Here is a 24,999-nt window from a genome sequence, read left to right as displayed (position 1 = left end):
GAATATTTGAATAATTTGGTGTATTGCAGGTAAAGAAAAAGTCTGTAAATATATGATTTACAGGCTTTTAATATATTTTGATATTGTATCTGGCGGACTGAGCGGGGCTACAATCGCACCTTTGTTTTGTTTGTTAGTGCTTTTAGATAGCCAAATTATACCTTGAAACAACAATAATTCACTCCTTAGTACTTTTCTGACAGCTGAACTGCCGTCATTGTAATATGCCTTCACGATACAACTACCTGTTGTTAGGCTCACGACATTGACACATTCAAGGAGGAAAATACAATCGGCTAAATACTACTGTTCCAAAACTATTGAGAACCACTATCCGCATGATAGGCGATTAACTTTGTGGGAACCCTTTACTGGAAAGCGTCTCAGCATATGCTACTGATCGCGCCATTTGTATTTCTCATTCGGCTCATGTTGGTGAACAAAAGCTCTAAGATGGTCTATACCCTGAATTTTCTTTAATAAGACTAGGCGAAGGGTCAATGCGTTGCAAGATGATGGCCTCAAATATGTATAGTGGAAAGACTATCATTAATGTTAGCAATGCCGCAAATACAAATATGGAACCGAAAGCTAACCTAAGGGATGCGGCAAGTATGGATATCATGATGAGAAGCTGTGGTATCCTGTTTTAAAGGCCAGGTATGTTTGAGGTAGGGCAATATTACAATTTAGGTAAAACCTTGCTAAGTTCCACGGCACTTTCAACATTCAGCTTCCGGAAAATTTTTTGTTTAGTAGCACTTATTGTTGATGGTTTCCGCTGTAATGAGGTAGCAATCCAGCTTGTCTTTTTTCCTTGGGCTATTAGTTGGGCAACCTCTGCTTCCCTGATTGTCAATTTTCCGTTATTTTCTGACCCAACGAATGAATCAAGGACGGTTCTGGATAAGCCAGAGCAGAGATAGTGTTTTCCACTTAAAACAGCTTTGATGCATGGAACAATTTCACTTCCTACATGTTGATTAAGCAAGTGACCAGCTACACCAATCTTAAAATACAGGTCCGTCATTTTGTAGTCCATGCGCTTGTCATAGACGATTAGCGGGACGCCTGGATACTCTTGAATAACTGCCGCAATTGTATTCAGCGCTTCTTTTTTTGACCTATAATAATTCCCCAATACAAGCACGTCCAAGCCAAGAGATGTTGGTAATTTCAACAGTTGTGTCAGGCTATCTGACTCAGTGATTTGGGGATTTTCGAAACAACTGTCGAGGACCATGGTCAAAGCTAAGCGCGTCAAAACATTTTCATCAATCAGTGCAATCGTAAGCATGTACCGGATTTGGTTGAGTATGAAGTTCAAATGTGCAGTTCACAGGCAGGCTTTACAGCATCCATTTTTAGAGAATACGTCCGGACCAGTTTTTCAGTCCGGACATACTCCATTTCTTTATTTAATTACAATGATTTTGCTTGTAGCAGACGCGTTATCAAATTGTGTGATCTTAACTGTATGAATGCCTGGATTAAGCCTGGTTAAGTCGATGCCCTGAGCAGACACTTGCTCAACAGAAAGAACTTTCCGCCCCGAACTGTCATATATTTCGACTTGTTTGACTTGACCGTAATTGTTGATATTTAGTTTCTCACTAACTGGGTTTGGATAAACCAGTGCAGAAGACTTTCCAAAGATTACCTGCCTGATGCTGCTGTATGCAAAGGTTCCGTCAAGATCGACCATTTTCAAACGGTAAAGATTTTCTCCTTGTAAAGGGAACTTGTCGATAAATGAATAGTTTTTTAGTTCACTACTCTCCTTATATGACTCTAGGGTTCCAATTTTCACAAAAGACTTTCCGTTCCCACTTCTTTCAATTTCGAAACGATCACTGTTTGTTTCGGAAGTTGTGACCCAGTTCAAAGAAGCCGTATTTCCCTCTGGTCTGGAAGTAAAGCTGAGCAGCTTAACAGGCAGTGGGTTCACAAGTGATGCCAGTGTATAAGCCGTGTAGGTATCAGGTGTAATTGCAGCATTTGACGTTAATGAGCCGGCGGTGAGGTCGCTGGCCCCGCCAAGAATGGAAGTTGCATCCACCACAGACGGGATCGCTACCCATTGGCTGCCGTCCCATCCTGCAATCGTCAGTTTGTTTAGTTGACTGCCGGTTAGTGTTGCCACAGCACTTCCGGCATCCCAGGTCAGTGTAATGGGTGTTGCAGAGCTTCCGTCAATATCCCAATACTCAATGGAACTAACTATATCCAATACAGGATCCAACGTCGTGGTAGCGAAAGGGCCGCCTGCTGGCAATACCGGATAATTCCCACTTGGCAGCATACTGGTAATAGCCGTTGAAGCATCTACGAAGAAGTAAGCGCCTGTGGTTCCATCTCCTGAGGCCGCAAACGGGCCGTAATGACTGTTGTCTCCAACTGGGAAAACGAAGGGTGTAGTACCCAGTTTTCGAACATACCCATCGACGTAGTTTGCATCATCTGCACCGGTTACCACGTTCGCTGATGGTCCAAAGTTAAGCACACCCATCGGACTGGTACGAATGGTATTGATCACACCAGGTTGTGTGCCCCCACCACCGGTGGAGAAGTTATGATCGCCGAAGAAGGTCATCTGTGCACCACCGAATATGGTAGTGTTGCCAGAGCTGCCTTGTTGGGCTCTGGCAACCGAAGCCAGCCCGACCAATGCCAACGCATAGCCGCACCTCTTGATGGCTGATAGATAATTGTATAAGTTGTTCATTACTGCTTCTAGTTTAGATATGGACGATCCTTTTTGTCCATTTAAGGCCAATTACCCCAATGGAAGAGGTGTGTTATTTTCCTGTAGAAGAAACGCCCTGACCAACTGATGATACCTGTAATTTTGCTTCCATAAGCTCCAACCTTGCAGCTAAAGTTTCCATTGTATTGACCTGCTTGCCTAGAGTGTCATTCACTGCAATAATTTCAGCGACCTGTTTTTTGAACTGGTCATTTTCTGCCTTAAGCATATTGATCAGCGCTTGCTGTTCTTGTACCGCTTTTACCAGCAATGGTGTCAATTTGCCATAATCAACCGTCCAGGGGTCTGTTTTTGCATTTTCACCGCCCACAGTAACTGCTTCTGGGAAAATTTTGTAGAGTTCCTGAGCTAGAAATCCTGTGGTGGGTTTTTTTGCCTTATCGGTCCTGTAATTATAATCAGCTACTTTTATTTGCATCAAATCTGACAAACCATAGTGAGTGGCTTTTATATTTTCCTTTAATCGAACATCAGAGGTTGTATTGTAAGATGTAGTTGTGCCATTGGTAGAAATGGTCCCTACATTTATGCCGCTGACAGAATAGGCTGTTAGCAGGCCGGGTCCGGATCCAAGAGCAGCATTACGGGAAAGATACAAGGGACTATAATTTGCGGCACCGCTTCGTTGCACATAGATGGCCCCATCACTGGCTGCCCCGTTTTGAGCTCCTAAGCCTATCCCATCCTTTGCAGACGTTCCAATGACGATACCGGTAAAATTAGGCGCCGGATCTATTCCAAAGTAGGAGACTCCCCCAAAGACAGAGAATTTACTAGTGGGAGCCGGTGTTCCAACCCCAACAAATCCATTCTCCATAATTTTTAGGCCAGTTCCAGCCGGATTCAGGCTCCATGGAGCAATTACAAGTCCGTTATTAGGTTCCGCTGCAATAGCTGGATCACCATCCGTAGAGAAAATCATATGGGAATCACCATCTTTTACAAGGGGGTTATAACCACCATTTGTTGCTGTTGTTTCAAACAAAAAGAATTTATTCCCTGGTCTGGTAAAGGCGGCAATGGTTGATCCAAAAACAGGGGGAATGGATTCATGAACGTGTAGCCTGGAGATTGGGGTACTGGTGCCAATGCCTACAAAACCTTTGTCCTTCGTAATTACGGTTTTGGTTCCGCTGGCGTCTTCGACTTCTAAATTTTCGTTGGTACCAATCGTAGTGGGGTTGCTACCGATTTTCACCTGCGCAAAAACCGCAGAAGAAGTTACTAACCCAGCAGCAAATAGTGAAGATGCAACTGTTGTCCTGAGTAGTTGTTTTGCTTTCATATCTAAATAAATTACGGATAAAAATGAATTGAAATGGGGAGTGTGCGTATAGTACTGATGAATCAGAGGCTGAAAATTTCACAGCCTCTGATTCATTATTTATCGGGCAATAACTATTTTCTGTACGCTTTGCGTGCCGTCAGATAAGGTTATTTTCAGGTGATACAGGCCCGCAGACAACCTGCTGACATCAATCCCCTGTGCGAAGACCGGCATACCGCTGTAGACGACCAGCCCCGATATGTTATAGAGCGTTACTTCTTTAATGATGTCATAATTCTTGATCAGCAGCTTTTCACGGACAGGATTCGGGTAAGCTGTTAATTCAAGAGCCTGTTCAAATTTCACGCTTCGGATCCGGCTGTAAGCAAAGGATCCATCCTTGTCGATCATTTTCAGGCGGTAAAGATTCTCGCCATTAGATGGGGTTGCGTGTATAAATGAATAATTTTTCTTTTCCCGGCTTTCTCTGTTTGACGCCACAACACCGACCTTATCCCAATTTCTGCCATACATTCTGTATTCTATCTCAAACCGGTCGCTGTTTGTCTCCTCTGTAGTGCTCCAAGAAATCTGAGTGGTTTGTCCTTCTGCTTTTACTGCGAAACTGACGAGATTAACTGGAAGAGCTGTTTGAATTACATAATCTTCTGTTTCTCCATTATTTAGGACAATAATGCTTCGCTCATCCTCGGGGGTACCAGGTAGGTCGTTCAAGACATCTCTTGAATCGAAATTAGAAATACGTAGACGAATATATGTGGTTCCGTCAATTATTGTTCCGGGCAAAATGGTTGGCCATGATAGCGTTGCATTTGTAATTGTATTGGCTGCTACCTGCGCTGACGCAAATTCAGAAGGATCAAAAAAGCCATTTCTGTTAAAATCAACCCATCCGGTAATAAATGCAGGCAGAGTTCCGGTAGTAAACGGAACAGATAGACTATAACTGGTAGTTGTTGTATTTATAGCCGGAATGGAACTCAAAGCATCTTCATCGTTAGCAGAAAGGCCAGCGTTGTTATCTCCATCAGCACCTATACTATGCTGCATAACAGGATCTGAATCTGTTAGGTTTGTTCCCATCCTTGGCGTAGAAGGAACACTAAGAGTTCCTGCATTTATAACTATTGCACCTCCCGGGGCACTGCCTCCAGCGCTGAGATATTCATTGTGCGAGGTTGTACCCGAAGGATTTCCACCGATTGCATCAGCGAAGTAAATATTTGAAGGATTGCCATACGTCGCGGGAGCATCACCCAAATCATTGTCTATTACAATACCAAGAGCAATGGCCGCTCTTCCGGCTCCATAGGCTCCCACAATTGATTCTAATGGATTTGCTGCGGTAGTCTGGAGTTTCTTTGTATACATCACAGCAACATTGCCGCCAGTAGGATCTACTGATCCTGTATATATGGCCTGGCTTCCTGCGGAAATTCTGGCAAAAGTATTGGCACCAAAAAAAGTTATTTTCTTGTTTGCCGGAACACCCGCATTATTTTTACTCTCTAATAATTGCCAGGTAGATCCATTTGTAGACGCTTGTTCAAACTCATCAAGTGGAGTTCCCTGATAAGAAATTGTCGCATCGTCTTCCGCATTTGCAAACACGAGACCTAAATCCATTGGCTGACCGTTAATGTCAGCGTATGCTCTGATCCTGAAATTAATAATAACTACCTGACCATTATCGCTATAAGTACCGGTTAACTTGCCAGACAAGCCTGCTGCTAATGTGTTTGTGGCATCTGCACCACCAATATTGTACATATTGTCAAAGCCATCACCAACCCACCCTCCCGGAGTATATGCAATAAGCCTCTGAGCTGCCGGAGTTAACCCTCCAAATGAAATGTTGTCCAGAAGTACTGTAATCGCTACTCCGTTTACAGTAAAATTCCTGGTGAACGATCCGCCTGCGGGGATTTCTCCCATACCAGCAAAATTAAGCCACCAAATGCTATTTCTGTAAGCGCCAGATCCTCCCGTTGCTTTTACGGCCTGTCCACTAACATTAATATGGATACAAAAAAAGTAAAGGAAAGTATGAAGAAAAACCACCTTCTTCGCAGACATGAGATCAAACCTTCCAATTTTGAGTAGATGTTTTCTTTTCATAATTTACATATTAAGTTGATTAATGACGACTCATTTTTTGGCCCGGTTAAACGCATTGAATATCAATTAGTATCGACTACAACTCATCGGAATAGATGCACTTAATTATAAAGCGTCTGCCGAAACCAACAGTAACTATGGATAACCGCTTTAAACACGAACCCAGAAGCATATACGCTCGAGTATGCACCTATCTGGGATATCCTGAAAGTCCTCGCGGCTGTAAAGAATAAATAGTCGATAGAATAAGTACTAATCCCCGCCAACTAACACGTGAATTTTATGGAAATTAATTCGTGTCTCTCCGGTTATCAAAAGTAAATCTAGCGTTTCAATTGACTTGTAGAGAAAGTGTAGTATTTTTTGTAGATATATGTCGTAGTCAAATTTACAACAGGCTTCAAATTACAGAAACATAGAAGGTTGAAAAATTTCTAACAAACTACGTGGCAAAATTGACATTGAAGAAGAAATATTTTTTGGTAATTAGTCTATTAAAATAGTTGAGTTACGCATTCAGTTATTAAATTGGCACACTTTCACAAGTGATCTGAAATTAATGACCGGAGCTACAAAAAATTTGATGAATCGTTTTTTTCTTATTACATGTTCATTTTTGTGGTTAGGGAGCAACTATGTATGTGCCCAAACAGCACTTCTAGAAAAGTATAGCATCGTTAGATACACAGACGTAAACGGCCTTCCGCAAAACAGTGTCAAGAGTATTGCTGCCGGAGCGGCAGGTTTCGTTTGGCTTGTGACCGAGGGTGGATTGGTAAGATTTGATGGGCGACAATTCGAAACATACAACAAATTTAACCTGGGGATTGGCGATAACCGATTTTACGCCATCTTCCCTTCCTGGCAAATGGAAGGGGAAACTAATACTGGTTCGAGGCTATATGCTGCAACTGACCAAGGCGACTTTATAAAGGTCGAAAACGGGAAAGCCGTATATGACCCAAAATATTCCCGGGAAAAGGGTACTTCATCACTCTTGTTCCGGCAAAAACATATAGTTGGGTCCTTTATTACAGGAGGCCTGCCAATTATCCAGGATCAAAACCTACCCAGCATTAAGCGTTATATGATCCCAGTTGGAGGCAGAGAAGGAAACTTTTATGTATGCGATAGTACTAAAATAACCCTTTTCAAAGGATGGAAGAAGCATCACACCACATACCTTAAATCCACTGCAATTTGGCATTACTTCTTAATGAATGGCAAGTTGTACCACTATAATCCTACCGGCAGCATCACAGGTATAGACCCTGGAGGTGCTAACCAGTATGAATTTACGGGTGACATTACTCTTGACAAAGATCATTCTAATGGTGGCAAAAGAATGAAGTTATTCTGGAATAATGCAAATGACCAGGCATTCCTGTACCTGAATAAAAACCTGTACATCTTAGATGCAAGTAAGAAAAAACAAATAAGTACGAAACTACTGCTTAGAGATTTTGACCTGGATTCCCGGAATATAAAAACTTTGTATTACAATAACCAGGATAAGTCGCTTTTTATGGGGAGTGTAACACAAGGCTTGTTTTTACTTAAAAAACAGCCTTTTGCCGCCGTCACCACAACAGGCAGTGAGGCTGAAAACGTTTTCTATGCGCAAACAACTTATGGCAAAGATGGTATTTTGGTTCCTCAAGGTATTGCTTTCAAGAGTGCACTGGACGGGGGAATGCGAACACAAAAGCGACTGCCCAGCCCGTTTAAAGAAAATAGTGCCGACAACCGCGGTATACTTACTGATAGATCCGGAGCAAAATGGGTAAAGAATTATCACTATTTAAGCCGGTATGACCCGACAGGTCATAAGCAGCTAAACAAATGGGATCTGAAGGATGAAATAAAAACCATTTACACAGCCGGTGACAATGTGGTTTGGATCGGTCTAAAAAAAAAGGGCCTGTTCATGGCCGTAGCGGCTGCCGAAGCCGCTACTCCTGAACCGTTCCTGGCCGGCCTTCCCGATGTATCGTTCATAGAAACCAAAACTAGCCAGATTTTATTGGTTGGCACCGAGCATGGCCTTTATGAAGTAGATTTGTCGAAAAAAAAAGCCAGGCTTGTCAGCGGAACAAACAACATGTTTATTAAAAGCATTTATGTCGCTAGCCCTGACCAGGTTTGGATAACCGCTCAAGACCTGGGAATCTTGCTCCTTAAAAATGGTACGCTTGTTACCTTTCCGCTGGATGATAAAAAATACTTGGCCGCATCTCATTGCATTATTGAGGATGAAAATGGCTTTTTTTGGGTTACTACCAATAAAGGGCTCTTCAGGATTAACAAAAATGATCTGCTTGCCTTTGCTGAACAGCAACTCCGAGGCAAGGAAAGTAATAAGGAAATAGCAGATTTATATTATGAATATCATGATCAGAACGAGGGATTTCTGATAAACGAGTTTAACGGTGGCTGCCAGCCCTGTGCTTTGAAGCTTGAAGACGGACTTATCTCGCTGCCATCGCTGAAAGGCCTCATCTGGTTTAAACCCAAAGACATTCCAACTTATAGCCTCCGGGGCGGTATATTCCTGGACCGGACCGTTGTCGACGGAAAACTGTTGTCAATAACAGATACCTTGGCGTTGACGGAATCCTCCCGACGTATCAAGCTGTCTTTTTCAACACCATACTATGGCAACAGTGAAAACCTTCATTTGTCCTACGCACTTATCGAAAAAGGAACCAGGCTCAACAATTCAGACTGGGTCGCCATTGATGGCAGGGATTTCAGCGTTTATTTTTCAAGTTTAAATGCGGGAAATTACACGTTACTTATTAAAAAACTGAATGGCTTCGGGGCAAAAAATCACAGTATCAAATCCATCACGATTACTGTTCCACCATTGTGGCACCAAACTTGGTGGTCCAGGGCCGCTTTTCTGCTGGCTTTTGTTGTTTGTACACTGCTGTTATTTAAGGTGCGGGAAAACCGTATCAAACACGAGAAGCGTCTATTGGAAAGCAAGGTTGCGCTGCGGACCAGTGAGCTGGAAACTTCTATGGATGAACAGGCCAGGCAACTCTTGATTATGTCACGTCTGTTGACATCTATTTCTCATGATATCCACTCGCCTTTGAATTTTATTAATCGGGCATCAAAATATGTCCCTAAACTTATTAGCAAAGGCGAATTTCAGGATGCCAGCGAGCTGGCAGATTCAATTAATGAATCGACTCAAAGCATGGGGGCTTTGCTGACAGGCCTACTGGATTATTTAAAAGCCTATTTATATGGTAAGTCAATGACTTTCGAGCAGGTCAACCTCGACAGGCTTATTGACGAGAAGCTTTTAGTTTTTAGGAGTTTCATAGACTCAAAGAAAAATACGGTAAACAGACATATACCGGTTTCAATTAGCGTGTTTAGCGATTATCAGATGCTATCCATCATTGTCCATAACCTGATTGACAATGCCTCAAAATTTACCGAAAAAGGAGAAATAAATATTAAAGCTTACCATTTAGCTGGAAAGGTGCACCTTGTTATCGCAAACAATGGACAGCCACTATCAAATGACTTAATAGAAGTGTTCAATAATGGAAAGCATCTTGAAAATAATCAGGGCATCGGTCTGGGTTTTTTTTTAATAAAACAGATTGCGGACCTTATCAATGTGGAAGTTCTGGTCAAGCAAAACGAAAGGACCGAATTTCATCTGTTTTTTGAAACTCAGTTATGATAGAGCGCCATGATTTTGGGGATTTCATGCTCATCCTGAATACCCAGTTTTTCAAAAAGCCGTTTTTTGTAAGTACTGACTGTATTTGGCTTTAGATTCATGATCAAGGCAATCTCCTTATTCCATTTACCTTCACTTAACAATTTCATTACCAATAATTCCCGGGGAGAGAGACTTAATACCGGGTTTCTCACATGTTTTACGTGTCCCGAACCTAATGTATCAACTAGAATCTTTTGAACACTTGGGGAAATATATTTACAATTGGTTACAAGTGTTTGTATTGCATTGGCGAAATCTTCGCTGGAGGCTTTTTTAGAAAGGAATCCATTGGCGCCGGCTTGCAGGAATGGAAGTGCATATTCTTTTTCGTCATACCCAGAGTGTACAAGAATGAGGATGGCTCTGTTTTTCGCACGGATTAAATCGATCATCTGCACCCCTTTCCCTCCTGGTATATCTATGTCCAGTATAACGATATCAATCTGCTCTGATCCCAGTACAGAAATCCCCTCTTCAAATGTCTCGGCTAAATACACCTTCGCATCCTCGTCTATATCGAGGATATCTGCCTTTAATCCCCTTCGGATCAGGCTATGGTCATCAATAATTAATACTTTCAATGTTAATATATATTGCTAAATCAGTCAAAGAGTCGACCTGGACTGCCTAAAATTCATGGTCTTGAAAGGCCGAAGAATAACACTTTCGTCTGTCAGATTTTAATAATATCATTTGCAGACATGCCTAGTTATTTAAATTATACCAGCGTACAGATCTCTTTTACCAAATGTTACTCAATATATATAACATAAGCCAGTAATGATACTATCAGTAAAAGAAAATATTTCAACTAATCCGGATCATTTTTTTCTTTTTAGTCGTCTGTATGGAGAATTCAGATAGCGTGACCACCAGATTCCGTGGCAGATTGATCATCAACAGATTACTATTCAGTACGGGTTAAACAACTATCAATCATTTCTTTATACTGGTCAATTCAATCCGAAATGACATGATCTTGATTTACGGACTAAGGTGGTCAATGGCTCCGAATTCTCCAATTAAAGGGAGGTAGTTCTTAAGGAAAGGGGGAATATCCTTAATATTTATCAGCCAACATCAATTTGACCCTTATGATATAGCTTCGCCTGCCCGCTGATGTGAACCCGGCCCTCAACAATTTTGCAAACCAGATAACCACCACGTGTGGAGAGTTGTCTGGCGGTGAGTGTATTTTTAAGTAATTTCTCAGCCCAGTACGGAGCGAGGAGTGCATGCGTGGAGCCGGTAACGGGGTCTTCATCTATTCCGGATTGGGGTGCAAAAAAGCGGGATACGAAATCGACGTCGCTACCCGGCGCGGTAACGATGATCCCCCGGCCAGGGATATTGGAAAGTGCAATGATGTCCAGGTCCAGGTTGATAAGATCATCTTCACTTTCAAGCACCACCATATAATCCGAGCCACCTTTGTAGACCTCAAGAATTTTGTTGCCGCGAAAACCCTCAAGAAGTGCAGGTGGTGGGACGGCCTTGCTGAACTGGCTTGCAATAAAATCCAGTGTAAACCAGTCATCATTGACCGTCACGGTAAGGTTGCCACTTTTAGATTCAAATTGGATTTTATTCTCCTGATCTCTGGCAAACCGGTAAATAACATAGGCAGCGGCAAGCGTGCCGTGCCCGCAAAGGGTTGATTCCGAAGTGGGAGTAAACCATCGGATGGCAAATCCGGTTTCTGTCTGGATGTAAAATACCGTAATGGGCTGGTTGCTCTGCTGTGCGATGGAAAGCAGCGTGTCGTCTGCCAGCCAATGATTCAGAGGAATTACGACAGCAGGATTTCCCGTAAACAGGCGGTTGGTAAAAGCGTCAATCTGGTAAAAAGGTAGTTTCACTGGGGGGGTATTGGACGGTAAGGATGTTGAAGGTATCAAAAAAATGACCCATTCACAAAGTGAACAGGCTGTTTGTTTCTCTACCCTTTTTATGAAATTTCTTTGCGTGGCCAGTTATTACTGCCAAAAGCGGGTGTTCATGCGATCACTTTTCTAAGCTCAATCATCTTACTATTCACTTCCCGTTTTTTTGTAAATGGCGCGGCCTTCACAGTGCTTATTGTTGAGGTGTGTAGTCCCGTTTGTTTTGCGATGTTGAAAATTTTCGATCTCCGGAATATTAATTCTGCTATTACCAGCTGGCGAGGAGACGGCAGCCCTTGGCCTGGTTGTGGTTTAAACTTGGGGCTATTTGGTTTTTATGGTTTACAATAGTGGGTATATTTTAGCAAGGGTTTGTCGCATTGAGCAGGTTTGTCAGGTGAGTTTGATTTCAGGAGTTTACCACCCCAGCAGCTTCATTACAGTAATCATTACTACCAGTACCGCAGAAAGTCCATCAGCAATATTTGTATCTACATGCTTGTAAGACGTTTTGATCAGCAATGAAAAAACAAAGATTATTGAATAGAGAAAGAGAAAAACCGGAACAGAAATCACCCAAAAACCAATGTACATAAGCAGTATTGTGAATACAGCCCAGAAGAACTGAATAGACCATAATCCATTAATACCAAGAGTATAACCGAACTTTTCAAATATGATATTGGAAAAACCTGTTTTAAATACCAGATCAAAGATATAGACCATGCCGGGAGCAAGCAAAAGAAGAATTAGCGCGACATCTTTATATGAATTTTTGATAGTTGCTCTGTGATTCTGGTTCCATTGTATTGCCAGATACAAGGTCATGCAGGTTACAAAAATTGCAGAAAAAAAAGAGCTCAACGTAGCATGAGCTTCGTTAGGTAGTGTAACCATGCATATTCCGGCAAGCACAAGTGAATACACTGCAATTTTTTGTAAAAACCTACCCAGAGCCATCGTCATTAAGGATGGTCTGTTGTCTTTGAATAGCGCAAGGTAACCGTTAAGATTGTCTGCCATATTCTCAATTCGATTTTTCATCGGTTCATTTTTTACTGCTTTTCTTGCAAAGAGAAACAGAGCTGAAAAAACACCAAGTATTCCTGATACCATAAGATTTAGTTTTAAAGGTGAAAGAGCACCATGAATGACACTTGTTGTCGGGCTGAAAGCTGACAAACAGCTTCAATCTATTACTTTTTTAAGTTCATTCGTATTGTTCACTCCCGGTTTTTTGTAAATGGTGGCTTTCACGGTGCTTACCGTGGAGTTGTGTAATCCGAGCTGTTTTGCGATACGGCCGGTTTTTACTCCCTTGCTAAATAGTTCTGCTATTTCCTGTTGGCGAGGGGATAGCAACCCTTGCTTTGGTCTTGGTTTGTCGTTGTTGATTATCAATTCAAGGAAATCGTCCCAGTTGTCGGGGTGCAGATAGCGATTTCCCTTTCGTACAGTGCTGATGCACCGGGTTAGCTCTTCCAAAGTGCTATCCTTGGAAATGTAGGCGCTTGGCCCCGTTTTGAGGTAGGGGATGTCATGGCGGGTTTGAAATGATGGCCCAAAATAATGACTGGTGTTTCTGGAAAACTTTTTAAAAAAACACAAGTGCATCAAATCCGCTTTCCTGTATAGTTTGTCGTTCCCCCTAAAATGATCAGATCCGGCTTTACTGCCGGTTCACTTCGAAGGTATTCAGTTATATTTTTCCTTCCTTTAATTTGAATAGGAGCGAAACTTTCAGTCAGAAAGGGAATCAGCCCCTTAAGGATGATTGGGTGGCTGTCAATAATTATGAATGTTGATGTGTTGTGCATAGTTTGAATAGGACAGTGGGCAAAGGGGAGGAAGGGTAGAGGCCAGACAGGACCCAACACCCATGCCCACTGCCCCTTTCCTCTGGTGCATTTACCTGGTAACTATTATTTTTTGTGTACTTGCCTGTCCGTTACTGTGGGTGATCTGTTCCAGGTACATGCCGGCAGGGAGCTCTTTTACACTTACCTGCGGTGGTAGGTTGTTGCCAACAGCATGCACCATACATCCGGTGGTATTGAACATTTTGAGCGAGGTCAGGTTCTCCGCGTCTATTTTGAGCACATCCGGTGTTGGGTTTGGATATGACTTCACGCTGGCAGCATTTTCAAACTTCACACTGCGGATCGTGCTGAAACGCGAATCCGGCATCACCACAATCTGCCATTTAGGGGTGGTAATAGTTTGTTGCGCCCGCTGTTGTATTATGCGAGTAGAAATAGCTAAACGGCTTGATGCTTTCAGCATGGGCTGCCACTTTACCGAGTGCAGTCCAGGTCCTGGCATCGGTGCTGTGCTGCACTTGACAACCGGTTTAAACAGTCCTGTGAACCCTGAAAAATACTGGATAAGGCAGTAGACGTACTTTCAAACATTGATATAGTCTACAATGGATCAGATACAAATCAGAAACGTGAGATCATTGGTTGGATATATCCCGAAAAACTAACATTTTCAGAAAGTGGTTAGCCAACCACAAGAACAAATGAAATTGTGTCCCTTATCTTTCAGATAAACAGAGACTTAGTAAAAGAAAAAAGCCGAGCTTTAAGTGATTTCTTACAGAAGTTCGGTTTGGTACCCGATATGAAATATATATCGGATTAAATGATCGCAGATTTAAGAAAATCAGCCAGCATCTGAACCCTGACTGCCGCAGCGAACAGGGCAAAGTGTTGTAACAAAGCACTTTAACTGGATAAAAATTCAGAGTAGCAGACACGACTACCATTCACCCCTGGTGCAAACAGCAAAAGTACCATTCAAACCAGCATCAGTATCCTTAAAACCGGGAATCAGGCCCGTGATCACATAAATTTTAACGCTAAATCCGGCAACACTTCTTTTGGGCTTTTCTCATTTTTTCACAAAACCAAAAGACAATCATGAAAAAGCACCGGAAGCTCGTTTTGAAGCAGGTCCCTTTAATTCATTTTAAAGACCGGATCTGGCAGAAAGGATCGTCGAAATCCGAGCCGGACCCGATCACAACCAGCGGCATGATCTGTACGCTGATTGGCAGAAAATAAAGCCTGCCTGACTATGCAAAGTCCGGAAGGCTGCCTTTCAAAGCGCTGTTTATCCGGACTTTGCCTGTTTACACCACCGAGCCTGCGCCCCGGACCTATCCCTTCTCTTGTGGACTTGAAAATTTTTGGTTTCAAACTCAATGTTCTCATGATAGAAAAGCAACATACCCTTCAATGGCTGGATTTTGTGATAACGATTGCCCTTGATTTCAGTGAATCTGAGGTTAGTACGCTCAGTGCGGCGCAGTACGGACATATGACCGAAAGAATAGAGCAAAAGAAACTGGCTTACATTGCGTACTTGAACAATCAGCGTTTTGGAAGCCGAAAAGCCGCTCACCTTGTCAAAGAGCACCATGGCAGGCTTTTGACTCTGCTCGATCAGGCCTGCCATGCCACCCACGGGGTCAATCCGCTCAACACACTGGCAGCCCGGGCGCTGGGGCAGCTGCTGGCCAGCATATATGAACTGCTCCATTTTATCCAAAGCCGCTTTGGAGAATTTCTGGATCTGGATCAGCGCGCAACCGCCGGTTATGTTGATGCATTCAGCCGGCAGCATCACAGCCGTGTCGGCGAGCTGCAAAAGCAGCTGACATCAAAAAATGCAGATCCGGATCTTGCAGCGATACTGTTTGAAGCGCTAAGTATAGACTCAGCCGGTAGGACGGCGCCCAGTTATCGGACCATTTTATACCAACAGGAACTGATGCTTGGGCTTGAACAGATACTGTGCTCACAGGGACATGCCGGAATTGACGATGCACTTGTGGAGCTTTTGATCTATCTGAATTTTAACAGCCGCCGGTTCATGGACTATTACACCCGGCATGTGGCGCAGCGAATTGAGAAGGTTGAAGCTGCAAAAGAGAAAATACACCAGCTTCGTATGGATTACAAGCATTTCAGGCAAATGCACCGAAGACCTGGCATCAGACTCAGCGCCACAGAATCGGATATCAAAAAGTTTATCTCCAACTGGTTTGTCCAGGAGATTGGTTATCTGAAAGAATCTGTTCAGACCAGCGTCAATGAATATGCTCTGATGCACAAATCCGCTCCAAATGAGCCGCTCAAGCTGATGGTGCTTCTTTCGGTGGATCAGATCGGGCTCTTTCTAAGAGCACTTGATTCGCTTAGAATCGTCAAGGCCCGCTCAATGAATACAGTTTTTGAGTGTATTGTACCCTTTCTTTCCACGCCGCGCAGAACAGAAATTTCCTGGGACAGCATGCGCTCAAAGTCATACAGTTTTGAAGAGAAGGACAAGCAGGCTCTGATCAAAGTGCTCGAATCTGTCATTGTCTGGATCAAAGAATACCGGCGGTGACAGCCGACAACCAGAACCATTAAAATAAACAAATCGGGCGTATGAACAACTTTGAAATTACCAATCACTTCGCTTCTTTTTATCCGCTGGGTCAGCCATTTATGACTGCGCTCAGTAAAGCGTTGATCCACAAACAGTTCAAAAAGGGTGATGTTCTGCGCCGCAATGGTCACACGCCTATGATCTGGTATGTTCAGGATGGCCTTGCCAAAGGCTATTATCAGGATCAGGAAGGAAAAGAACATGTTACCCGGTTCTGGAAACAGGATCAGGTTATGCTTCTGGCCAGCGGGCCGGGACACCAGACGGCGGCAGACCGGATTATGCTACTGGAGGACAGCAGGCTGAGTACCTTTTCTGATAGCAGCATACTGTATCTGTACCATACTTTCGCGGAGGCTCCCAAGCTTTCAAGCAAGATCATTCTCAATGACAGAAACTACTCAGAGCAGCGGTCTTTTCTTTGCTCGCTACCCACCGCCCAGGGCTACGCGGAGTTTCAGGAGAATTTTCCCGCCGAACGCCTGCTGCTCAAAGACATTGCCAGTTATCTGGAAACAACCCCGGGCAGAATCAGCGAAATCCGCAGAAATATTGACTGAAACCAGCATAAAAAGCAACAAAACAGCAGGTCTTCATATCAGAATAAATTTACAGCTGCTTACAAAACAGGAAGTTGGCTAATCTTTTTTCATTCTAGTTTTATCGGGTTATCGGGCGGTGGCCATGGCTAAACAGGCTTTCAAGGCAAGCCCTTTCCACTCTGTAAACACGAGCTAGTATGAAGACCAATTTACTCAGACTGATTTGCGCAGCGCTGGTTCTGTTGCTGTTCTACACCGCGGCCGCCAAGCTCCTCGACCTGAAAAGGTTTGAAAGCGAACTGGGCAATCAGGTGCTGCCATCCTGGTCAGTACCGGTGCTTTTGTGGGTGATCCCAGCAGCCGAGCTTGCAGTTGTCTTACTGATCACGAGCGCTAAATTCCGCCTTGCAGGCCTTTTTGGTGCCGCGGTACTGATGGCGGTCTTCACCGGGTACATGGGTCTTGTGCTCCTGAATGTTTTTGACAGGGTGCCCTGCAGCTGCGGGGGGGTGCTCAAATCCATGGATTTTGAGGTGCATTTTGTATTTAACCTGTTTTTTCTTCTGCTCTCAATCACCGGAATCTGGCTGCTGCGCTCAAAAGCCCCGAGCAGTACGGACTGAAACGAATTAACAGTCGCACAAGGCTCAGCCGGGACGGCTGCCCTTGCTGCGCCAGGCGGTGCCGAAAACCTGAAAACCGAGTAAGCAATCAAATACACTTTCATTTTTTAACCGTTTAAATTTTAAAAATTATGAAAAAGTTAAGAATTGATTTCCTTTTTGCTGCCGCATTAATGCTGGGCGGCGGTTTGGCAGTGGCTGGCAATGCACTGACCACTGATCCGAATGTTTTTAACGCTGCACCAGAAGGAGAGCCTGCCGACTGGCAGCCGATCGGTGATCGGCAAATCAGCTGTGATAACAACCCAAACAGGGAATGTACCGGCTTGCAGGTCGGTAGCACAGTATCGGTCATCGATTACGGAAAATCTACTGCGCAGTAGGGATATGAAGGCCGCCCGACCAGGGCGGCCTCTTTCTTACCATGTTTCTGAGCATTATGGATTCTGCTCAATTCCGCTGCCGACGATCTGGTCCAACGGGATTTTGAATAAGTACCTTCTGCCGTTCGCAGCAAGTCTGTAGGTGACACCGCCTACAATGCGGACCAGTTCCTGTGCATAAGCGGGCTGCTGGTTAAGCCGTCTGAGATCCTGCCAGCGCACAGCCCTTCCCACCATTTCCTTTCTTCGTTCTGATAAAATCACAGACAGGGCTTGATCAGCCGAAGAAGCGGTCAGCTGCTTGAATTCACTTTTTATCCATCTGTTTTCAAGAAGTTTGTTCAGTGTGCTCATTGCGGCAGCCGTCTGGCCAGTTCTCGCCTGACACTCGGCGCTGATCAGGTACACTTCACTGGTGCTCAGCCCTGAGAAGGGATAGATGGTTCCTGTATATGATCCCTTGTAATTGGCAGCACTGTTGAAATAAAGCAGCTTTCTAAGATCGTTGTCCTGATAGGATTTAAGCAGCGAGCTGTCTGCTGTAGCCCCGGTATTATCGAAAACTAATGTGTTTACTCTCGAATAAAAAAGCACTTCCGGGTTGCCACTGACCAGTGGGAGCGGAAACGGGCTGGCGGATGCCGGTTTGAGTGTACTGTAATCCAGCAGATCATTTTTCAGCGCCAGGCAGGCCTGCGCAAAAGCTCCTGCCTTTGCATAATCGCCCATTGACAGATAAACCCTGGCTAGCAGCGCCTGCACGGCGGGCCGGGACGGTCGCGTCAGATACAGCGGTGTGGTTTCCAGCAGCGGCTCGGCTTTCAGCAAATCTTCAATAATACGGTCATAGGTCTGAGCCAGGCTGCTTCGTGGCAGGATCTGGTTGATATCCGCTTTTAGTCCTAGCGGAATACCAGGCAGCTGGCTGGCTGTGGCCGGATCATACTGTGCACAGAACTGCTGGGCAAGGTTGTAAAAGGCCAGTGCCCGAAAGAACAGTGCGCCTGCTTTTACGCTGTTATACTCAGTGCCTGCGTCAGGCTGCATGTTTGCCAGCCCGTCGAGAACAATGTTACAATAGAAAACCTGCTTGTAGGGAATGTCCCAGTCGGCCAGCTCATTTTGTACCTGGTCAGACCAGACATAACTGCTTTGGGTCATTTGCGACTGACTTTGAAGCACAGGCTCTGACATGATAAAATCACCATCAGAGACCATCGGCAGGGAGGGCGTCACGTTCATCAGATTGATGCTGTTGTCCAGCAGCGCCTGCAGGTCTGTCAGACCCTGGGGCACCAGCAGGGATTTCTGTGGTTTTTTGTCTAAAAAATCACCTGTGCATCCTGTTAACAGATTAATTAACAGCATCAGGCGCAGCATGTTTACCATTTGTGTTTTCATGATGGTGTTTGATTAAAAATCCAGTTTAATACCCAAGCTCATACTTGCGGGCGGAATGAAATCGGAATATGCGTAGTCCGGGTCCAGATGCCCCTCAGAGGATTTCCATATAATGCCAAGGTTACTGGCATACAGATAGAGATGGACTGAATGAAAGGGCAGTCCCGGCAGTGATGATTTGCTGAGCCGGTAGCTCAGATTGATGTCCTGAAGGCGGATGTGGTCTGCTTTTTTGACAAGTGCAGAAGACCGGCTGTAAAAACTTTCACGGTTCACATTCGGACTGGCAGGCATGGAAGGCACACTGGTCAGCTGCTCATCTCCCGGCTTTTGCCAGCGTCTGCTGAAATCGCCATGCGTGAGCAGACCCGCATTCATTTCTGCGTAGGAGACTGACCTTGTTCTATAATAATAGCCCATTCTGTAATTTGTGTTCACAGAAAGTGAGAGAGATTTCCAGCTGATCGTGTTGCGCAATGCCCCGTAAAGTACCGGTCTGGCAGGGCCGTGGTAAAGCATGTCGTCTGCACCCATGTTGAGCATCGCTGCGTAGTCCTTGCTGACCTCGCCGTTCAAATAGCCCTGCGGATCTCCGTTGGCAGGATCCAGGCCTGCCCATGGCATGCTGTACACCGCGTAGAGCGGCTTTCCCTGCAAAGGGTATATGCTTATGCCGTCACCGCTGTTGATGTAGAAGGCAGCCAGGGATTTGATGTCATAACGCGTTACTTTTTCGGCAACGTGGCTTAGCATAAAATTGGCTGACCACTGAAGTCCGGAATTGATCATGCGCGCGTCAAGTATCAGGTCCACACCGCGAGAGGAGGTGGCCGCATAGTTGCCGGTGAAAAGCTTGACCCCTGAGCTGCCCGGATAAGGCATGCTGCCGATCAGGTCCATGCCCTTTTTGTGATAGTATTCCACAGAACCCGAGATAGTCCGGTTTGTGGTCTGGAAGTCTACCCCGACATTGATGGTCCGCACCTTTTCCCACCGCAGGCCGGGATTGGGGGGATTCTGGATGGTTGCATAGGTTGCACCCGTATTGAGATCACCCCGGCTGCCAAAGGATGCAGTGGTCAGGGCAGATACATTTTTGTTGCTGTTACCGCTGTATCCGAACGTGCCACGCAGTTTGAGAACCGGCAGCCACAGCAGCCGGTAGAAATCTTCCTTGCTGATATTGTAGCTGGCGCCCGCTGAATAAAGCGGTACACCTTTGTCATTGGCATCCACGCCAAACAGATTGCTTTGGTCCAGACGTGCGCTCGCCGAGAGCGTGTAGCGGTTTTTAAGCGTATAACCGGCATTGGCATAGTAGGACAGATACCTGTCGGTTTCCTCAGACTGCATATCCGAATAGGGAATACGGATGGTGGACGCCGGATTGACAAAGTTGACAAACGGGGTGATGTAGTTGACCGCTTTACCAGTAGCGAAATTGTCATCATATCCGTAGGTTCTGTAACTGGCACTGCTCTTGCCGAGGTCGCGCAGCTCAACTCCGGCAATTGCAGTCAGCTGATGGGCATCTGTGAACGATTTGCTAAAATCCAGCTGCCCGCGGACGTTGTGAGAGCTGTAACCGGCCTGTGTTCTGTCAAGAACGCCGCCCAGTGGCACATTGCGGCTCATCACGCCGTTTTCATCGATTGATGTGAAGCGGTTGATCAGGTTTCTGGCCATGTAAGTCTGCTGGCTGTAGTGATTTCTCACACTACTGGCACCGTTTCCATACTGATAAAGCGTACTGAAAGAAAGGCCCGGAGCAATTTGATAGTTTAGCGTCGCGTTGATCCGGTAGTCAGCCAGCCTTGACTTGTTGTCTGCCAGCTGCAGTTCCTGCAGTGGCCGGTAGTCCCAGTCCAGTACGCCCGTCTGCCGGGCCTGCTGCAAATAGGATAACCGGTACTGGTTGATCAGCGGCAGGGGAGCCCCGGTCTGATCTGCCAGCTGTGCATAAGGGTAAATGGCGGCCCCTGTAAACCCTGACAGCGGATTGGTATAGGTCACAGGTCCCTGACTGTTTGAATTGTTTGTAGCCTGTGCGTAATAGAGACCAGCGGACAATTCCAGTTTGCTGCTTAGCGAAAAGGTGTTATTGATGTTGAGAGTAAACCGCTGGTTGTCGTTTCCAGTACTAAAAGCCCGGCCTTTGTCATATCCAGTGGAGATAAAGTACCGGTTTTTCCCGCTTCCCCCTTTGATTGAGAGTGCGTACTGCTGGCTGATGGCAGGACGGTAGAGGTAGCGATCATAGTCGCTTCGGACATCAAGGCCCCTGAGCTTGTCGATCTCTGCCCGGGCCTGCTCAGTGGTGATGGATTTGTCGCGCGCTGCCATCAGCAGCTCCAGTACCGGCGTGAAGGGCAGTTTGGACGCGCTTCTTTCTGCTGAGGCGTAGCGGCCGCTTTCGAAAAGTCTCTGCTCATTGTCGATGTAATCCGATGAGCTGATGCGGGGCTGGTAGTAAATATCGGGCTTTTGAGAAACAGTCACATTGGAATTAAATGAAATCTGCGGGCCAAGGTCGGCCACTCCCTTTTTGGTTGTGATTACAATCACACCGTTGCCCGCCCGCGATCCCCAGATCGAAGCAGCGGCTGCGTCTTTGAGAACCGTGACGCTTTCGACATCATTGGGGTTGAGCGTTGAAATATCGCCTTCATAGGGGAAATTATCAATGATGATCAAAGGACTGCTTGCCGAATTGATCGTGCTTTGCCCCCGGATCAGAAGCCCCTGGGCGCCGCCTCTTCCCTTGTTGGTGATCAGTCCCGGCATGGTATCATCCAGACGGCTCAGAACGTCGGGGCTGACCCTACGGCTCAGCAGCGCATTGTCTACCGTGGAAAACGAGCCGGTTGAGCGCTCTCTTGGGATATGCTGGTAACCGGTCGAGATGACCACTTCACCCAGCTGGTTTGCATCCGGATCAAGCGTAATGGTCAGCGCCCGGCCGGGTATTACGATCATTTCCGTGGAAACAAACCCGATGTAGGACACCTGGATGTGGGCAGACGGCCCATCGAATTCAAGTCTGAAATTTCCTTTTTCGTCTGCCGTTACACCCGTGCCAGACCCTTTTACCTTGATTACCGCACCGGGCAGCGCAGTGCTGTCTGTAACCACCCTGCCTGTAACCACAGACTGCGCATGGAGCGTCCCCAGAAAGCAGGCGAAAAATAGGATAAATGCTGTTTTCATAACAAATATAGTATAGAAGTGAAAGAGCGCTTACTGTGCAACGGCCGAAGTATCACAGATAACCAGTACATCAATGTCGGCGGTCCGCTCGACGAGTTTGAGATCATACCGGGCCAGGCCCTTGTTTACATCATCGGTCCGGGCAAAATTTACATCCAGGTCCAGGTCAATAAAACCCTTGTAGCCGGTCATATCGACAATGACAAGTTTACTGCCGTTCATGTAGATGCCGTTGAGGCCCGTAACAAAATCGGTCATGGACTTGCGGCGTACCTGATAGGTGAACTTGTCAAAGCTTTCACTGAATTGCGCTGTTTTCGATCCGATCCTGTCCTGGTCAGAAGTCCTGATTAAAGCCAGCACCTGTCTTTGTCGTTTTTCTGTTCTGGCCGAATACCTGGGCAACAGACGCGACAGATCATCACGCATCATACCAAATGCTTTGGGTGCCATCGCAGCCGGGACAACCATTTCATAACAGTAGGTACCGGACGGAATCCATTCACGCAGCTTTGCGCCACTGAAATTGTTGTAAAAATCAAGACTGTCCTTGGTTTGCAGCTCGATGGTGTTCATCGAGAAAAAACGCCTTCCCTCACCATAAGCATATTTGTACAGGGACAAAGGCGTGACATTGGTAAGGGTCATCCGCCAGTGATCCTGGCCGGAGGATATTTCTTTAAGAATGGCCTGGCTTCTGAGCCCTTTGATATACGGCGAGAAAAAAGTGCGGTAACCGTCGGGCCTGAGCTTTGTCTGAGCCAGAAAGCCACTCAAAGGCCCGTCCATGGCAGAGTAGCCCAGTCTGAGCTCATCGGTTTTGGTCGACAGGGTAGTGGACTTGCCTGATACATAGGCCGCCAGTTTAGGCCGGGTAATTTCCTCCAGACCTGTAATTGCCACCACTTTGCGGTCGGCATTGATCCATACATAATGGGGGACAGCGTTGTGAACAAAAAGTTTGCTTAAAACCGAGTCGGAGACAACTTCCGGTCCCTGTATACGATGGCCGGTTCGTTTGGCCAGTTTATCCCGGAACACGGCCACCTCTTGTCTGCTCTGGTAGGTCACAGGCAGAAATTGAAGCTGCCCGTCAAAGTGCTTTTCCAAAGAATCCATGCGCGGAACCATCATCACACAGGGTTTGCACCAGGTTGCCCAGAAATCCAGGATCAGCAGTTTGCCTTTAAAATCAGAGATGCGGGCAACCGGGCTATGATAATTCAACACATTACGGATGAGCACATCCGGCACGGTGTCACCAACCGAAAGGGCAACGCTCTTTTGCGCACTGGCAGGCCGCCAGCACATCATCAGTGAAAAAGCCAGTAAAAGATAAAACATATAATGCAATAGCTTGCCCGGTGAGCAAAAACGTGAGTTCATTGCAAAAAGATTGGAGTGAAACATATAAAGAATGCTCACGGCCTAAAAAAAGCGGGAGCAAAAAGCGCATACCGGTCCCGCGATCCCGGAAAGAATCCAGAACCAACAAAAAACCGGAAACACAAAGAAAACCAGCCCTACTGAGGCTTACGGATGATCAGCTTGTAAAGAAGACGATTACTCATACGCGTAACAATGATTGAGCTCTGGTGGAAGAGCGTGAAACATTTAGTAATTGTTACTTGTGAGTCTTTGGTAGAGTGGAGCCCGTAATATTAAAGGCGTGGAACTCATACTACTGGTGCTGCGGCCCTGAGAAGCCTTGACTAACAATAGGAGAGTAAACCCACGCCTAGGTCGTGAGCTACCTTCACTTATTGTCTCATAGTCATGGAAATTTCTCAGGTTTCAGCATCGAGACTCTAAGCGAATAGCTTCAGTATCTTTTGAAGATTCGCAGTAAATCAACATAAATGTCGAGATCAAATATAAAACATTTCATCTAAAATATCAAATCAAACGTATTTATTTAAATGGATCTAATTAATGGTACTTATATAAAGGTAACCAATTTGAAGGTTTCTACTTTATTTTGAGCATGGTGCAAATAAAGAAACAGCGGGAATCAGATCCTGAATTTGATCTTTTTAAGGAAAATATTGGTAAAACCTTAAAAAGGCTTCGCGAAGAGCGAGGATACTCGAACTATGAGAATTTTGCCTTTGAAAATAGCATTGCAAGATCTCAGTATGGAAAATATGAGAAGGGGAGTGAGGATCTTCGTTTAAGCAGTTTATACAAAGTTCTCAATGCTATGGATATTTCTTTTGAGGATTTTTTTAAAGAAGTAGGTAAATGAAGGTGTGTTAAAACTTCTTTTATTGGGTATCAATCTTTATGCAACACAATTAAGAATGTGACACATTTTATTCCTGGCCTGGATTTGTGAGAAGGTAACATAGGAATTAAAAATGCTGAACATATGGCTGGGATCATTTCTGGTGCTTCAGGATATCGCCGAAAAATCCGGTTACATCAGTAAGCTAAAATCTGAGACTTTCACTCTAGTTATTTTCACCTTTCTTTTTACAGCTTGCCTTGTTCGAGGTATATCTGAGGTGGTCTAGAAAAGCGGCACACTTTTTTGCATAAATTTTGCAAAAATGGAGAGTCAAAAAGCGAACAAAGGACGTCGCAGTTACGAACCCGATTTTAAAGC

19 protein-coding genes are annotated in these 24,999 nt (G+C 45.2%); 7 read left to right on the top strand and 12 right to left on the bottom strand.

The genetic code is table 11. The features are described from left to right. Positions 1-682: 682 nt before the first annotated feature. The 4 genes from LZG71_RS27770 to LZG71_RS27755 form a co-directional block, all read right to left on the bottom strand. Positions 683-1,297, bottom strand: coding sequence for a LuxR C-terminal-related transcriptional regulator (locus LZG71_RS27770; RefSeq protein ID WP_233826031.1), 615 nt, complete (start codon positions 1,295-1,297; stop codon positions 683-685). Positions 1,298-1,414: 117 nt separating this feature from the next. Further along, positions 1,415-2,725, bottom strand: a complete 1,311-nt coding sequence (locus tag LZG71_RS27765) for a T9SS type A sorting domain-containing protein (protein WP_233826029.1) — start codon at positions 2,723-2,725, stop codon at positions 1,415-1,417. Between the two features lie 73 nt (positions 2,726-2,798). Then, positions 2,799-4,052 carry a tail fiber domain-containing protein gene (locus tag LZG71_RS27760; RefSeq protein ID WP_233826027.1) on the bottom strand — a complete coding sequence of 418 codons (1,254 nt, stop codon included), beginning with the start codon at positions 4,050-4,052 and terminating at the stop codon, positions 2,799-2,801. A gap of 99 nt (positions 4,053-4,151) precedes the next feature. After that, positions 4,152-6,173, bottom strand: coding sequence for a CshA/CshB family fibrillar adhesin-related protein (locus LZG71_RS27755; protein ID WP_233826025.1), 2,022 nt, complete (start codon positions 6,171-6,173; stop codon positions 4,152-4,154). Positions 6,174-6,756: 583 nt separating this feature from the next. On the opposite strand from LZG71_RS27755, the gene LZG71_RS27750 reads away from it, so the two are divergent. Next, a complete protein-coding gene (locus tag LZG71_RS27750) occupies positions 6,757-9,876 on the top strand; it encodes an ATP-binding protein (protein ID WP_233826023.1) in 3,120 nt (1,039 codons plus the stop codon). Here the strand turns inward: LZG71_RS27750 and LZG71_RS27745 are convergent. The 5 genes from LZG71_RS27745 to LZG71_RS27725 form a co-directional block, all read right to left on the bottom strand. Further along, on the bottom strand, positions 9,867-10,499 hold the full coding sequence (locus tag LZG71_RS27745; protein ID WP_233826021.1) for a response regulator transcription factor: 633 nt from the start codon (positions 10,497-10,499) through the stop codon (positions 9,867-9,869). The genes LZG71_RS27750 and LZG71_RS27745 overlap by 10 nt on opposite strands. Positions 10,500-10,988: 489 nt before the next feature. Then, the gene (locus LZG71_RS27740; protein WP_233826019.1) at positions 10,989-11,777 is read right to left on the bottom strand and encodes a PhzF family phenazine biosynthesis protein; all 789 of its coding nucleotides are present in this window, start codon (positions 11,775-11,777) and stop codon (positions 10,989-10,991) included. Between the two features lie 441 nt (positions 11,778-12,218). Next, positions 12,219-12,917 (bottom strand): hypothetical protein, encoded by a 699-nt coding sequence (locus LZG71_RS27735; RefSeq protein WP_233826017.1) that lies wholly within the window; start codon positions 12,915-12,917, stop codon positions 12,219-12,221. A gap of 72 nt (positions 12,918-12,989) precedes the next feature. Then, entirely contained in the window at positions 12,990-13,415 is a 426-nt protein-coding gene (locus tag LZG71_RS27730) for a response regulator transcription factor (protein WP_233826015.1), read from the bottom strand. A gap of 294 nt (positions 13,416-13,709) precedes the next feature. Continuing rightward, positions 13,710-14,084, bottom strand: coding sequence for a T9SS type A sorting domain-containing protein (locus tag LZG71_RS27725; RefSeq protein ID WP_233826013.1), 375 nt, complete (start codon positions 14,082-14,084; stop codon positions 13,710-13,712). Positions 14,085-14,722: 638 nt separating this feature from the next. On the opposite strand from LZG71_RS27725, the gene LZG71_RS27720 reads away from it, so the two are divergent. The 5 genes from LZG71_RS27720 (at position 14,723) to LZG71_RS27700 (ending at position 17,786) form a co-directional block, all read left to right on the top strand. Then, positions 14,723-14,866, top strand: a complete 144-nt coding sequence (locus LZG71_RS27720; RefSeq protein WP_233826011.1) for a hypothetical protein — start codon at positions 14,723-14,725, stop codon at positions 14,864-14,866. A gap of 148 nt (positions 14,867-15,014) precedes the next feature. After that, entirely contained in the window at positions 15,015-16,196 is a 1,182-nt protein-coding gene (locus LZG71_RS27715; RefSeq protein ID WP_233826009.1) for a hypothetical protein, read from the top strand. A 41-nt stretch (positions 16,197-16,237) separates the two neighbouring features. Further along, positions 16,238-16,798: a Crp/Fnr family transcriptional regulator gene (locus LZG71_RS27710; RefSeq protein WP_233826007.1), complete on the top strand. Its 561-nt coding sequence runs from the start codon at positions 16,238-16,240 to the stop codon at positions 16,796-16,798. 179 nt (positions 16,799-16,977) lie between these two features. Further along, positions 16,978-17,403 (top strand): MauE/DoxX family redox-associated membrane protein, encoded by a 426-nt coding sequence (locus LZG71_RS27705; protein ID WP_233826005.1) that lies wholly within the window; start codon positions 16,978-16,980, stop codon positions 17,401-17,403. Positions 17,404-17,534: 131 nt separating this feature from the next. Continuing rightward, positions 17,535-17,786, top strand: a complete 252-nt coding sequence (locus LZG71_RS27700; RefSeq protein ID WP_233826003.1) for a hypothetical protein — start codon at positions 17,535-17,537, stop codon at positions 17,784-17,786. A gap of 54 nt (positions 17,787-17,840) precedes the next feature. On the opposite strand, the gene LZG71_RS27695 is transcribed toward LZG71_RS27700, so the two are convergent. The 3 genes from LZG71_RS27695 to LZG71_RS27685 are packed head-to-tail and all read right to left on the bottom strand — an operon-like array spanning position 17,841 to position 23,780. Then, a complete protein-coding gene (locus LZG71_RS27695; protein ID WP_233826001.1) occupies positions 17,841-19,187 on the bottom strand; it encodes a RagB/SusD family nutrient uptake outer membrane protein in 1,347 nt (448 codons plus the stop codon). Positions 19,188-19,199: 12 nt separating this feature from the next. Next, a complete protein-coding gene (locus LZG71_RS27690; RefSeq protein ID WP_233825999.1) occupies positions 19,200-22,394 on the bottom strand; it encodes a SusC/RagA family TonB-linked outer membrane protein in 3,195 nt (1,064 codons plus the stop codon). Between the two features lie 30 nt (positions 22,395-22,424). Next, positions 22,425-23,780, bottom strand: a complete 1,356-nt coding sequence (locus LZG71_RS27685) for a thioredoxin domain-containing protein (RefSeq protein ID WP_233825997.1) — start codon at positions 23,778-23,780, stop codon at positions 22,425-22,427. 598 nt (positions 23,781-24,378) lie between these two features. Between LZG71_RS27685 and LZG71_RS27680 the strand changes: the two genes are divergently transcribed. Beyond that, positions 24,379-24,639, top strand: a complete 261-nt coding sequence (locus LZG71_RS27680) for a helix-turn-helix domain-containing protein (RefSeq protein WP_233825995.1) — start codon at positions 24,379-24,381, stop codon at positions 24,637-24,639. Positions 24,640-24,999 lie beyond the last annotated feature (360 nt).

Origin of the sequence: Dyadobacter sp. CY312 (assembly GCF_021390535.1) — a bacterium.
Classification (GTDB): Bacteria; Bacteroidota; Bacteroidia; order Cytophagales; family Spirosomataceae; genus Dyadobacter.
This window is presented reverse-complemented; position numbering and strand designations above follow the sequence as displayed.

Coding starts and splice junctions, on each gene's coding strand:
- LZG71_RS27750 (WP_233826023.1), top strand. CDS start 6,757: ATGAATCGTTTTTTTCTTATTACATGTTCATTTTTGTGGTTAGGGAGC.
- LZG71_RS27705 (WP_233826005.1), top strand. CDS start 16,978: ATGAAGACCAATTTACTCAGACTGATTTGCGCAGCGCTGGTTCTGTTG.
- LZG71_RS27700 (WP_233826003.1), top strand. CDS start 17,535: ATGAAAAAGTTAAGAATTGATTTCCTTTTTGCTGCCGCATTAATGCTG.
- LZG71_RS27730 (WP_233826015.1), bottom strand. CDS start 13,415: ATGCACTTGTGTTTTTTTAAAAAGTTTTCCAGAAACACCAGTCATTAT.
- LZG71_RS27715 (WP_233826009.1), top strand. CDS start 15,015: ATGATAGAAAAGCAACATACCCTTCAATGGCTGGATTTTGTGATAACG.
- LZG71_RS27680 (WP_233825995.1), top strand. CDS start 24,379: ATGGTGCAAATAAAGAAACAGCGGGAATCAGATCCTGAATTTGATCTT.
- LZG71_RS27770 (WP_233826031.1), bottom strand. CDS start 1,297: ATGCTTACGATTGCACTGATTGATGAAAATGTTTTGACGCGCTTAGCT.
- LZG71_RS27765 (WP_233826029.1), bottom strand. CDS start 2,725: ATGAACAACTTATACAATTATCTATCAGCCATCAAGAGGTGCGGCTAT.
- LZG71_RS27720 (WP_233826011.1), top strand. CDS start 14,723: ATGAAAAAGCACCGGAAGCTCGTTTTGAAGCAGGTCCCTTTAATTCAT.
- LZG71_RS27725 (WP_233826013.1), bottom strand. CDS start 14,084: ATGCTGAAAGCATCAAGCCGTTTAGCTATTTCTACTCGCATAATACAA.
- LZG71_RS27735 (WP_233826017.1), bottom strand. CDS start 12,917: ATGGTATCAGGAATACTTGGTGTTTTTTCAGCTCTGTTTCTCTTTGCA.
- LZG71_RS27710 (WP_233826007.1), top strand. CDS start 16,238: ATGAACAACTTTGAAATTACCAATCACTTCGCTTCTTTTTATCCGCTG.
- LZG71_RS27690 (WP_233825999.1), bottom strand. CDS start 22,394: ATGAAAACAGCATTTATCCTATTTTTCGCCTGCTTTCTGGGGACGCTC.
- LZG71_RS27755 (WP_233826025.1), bottom strand. CDS start 6,173: ATGAAAAGAAAACATCTACTCAAAATTGGAAGGTTTGATCTCATGTCT.
- LZG71_RS27760 (WP_233826027.1), bottom strand. CDS start 4,052: ATGAAAGCAAAACAACTACTCAGGACAACAGTTGCATCTTCACTATTT.
- LZG71_RS27685 (WP_233825997.1), bottom strand. CDS start 23,780: ATGAACTCACGTTTTTGCTCACCGGGCAAGCTATTGCATTATATGTTT.
- LZG71_RS27695 (WP_233826001.1), bottom strand. CDS start 19,187: ATGAAAACACAAATGGTAAACATGCTGCGCCTGATGCTGTTAATTAAT.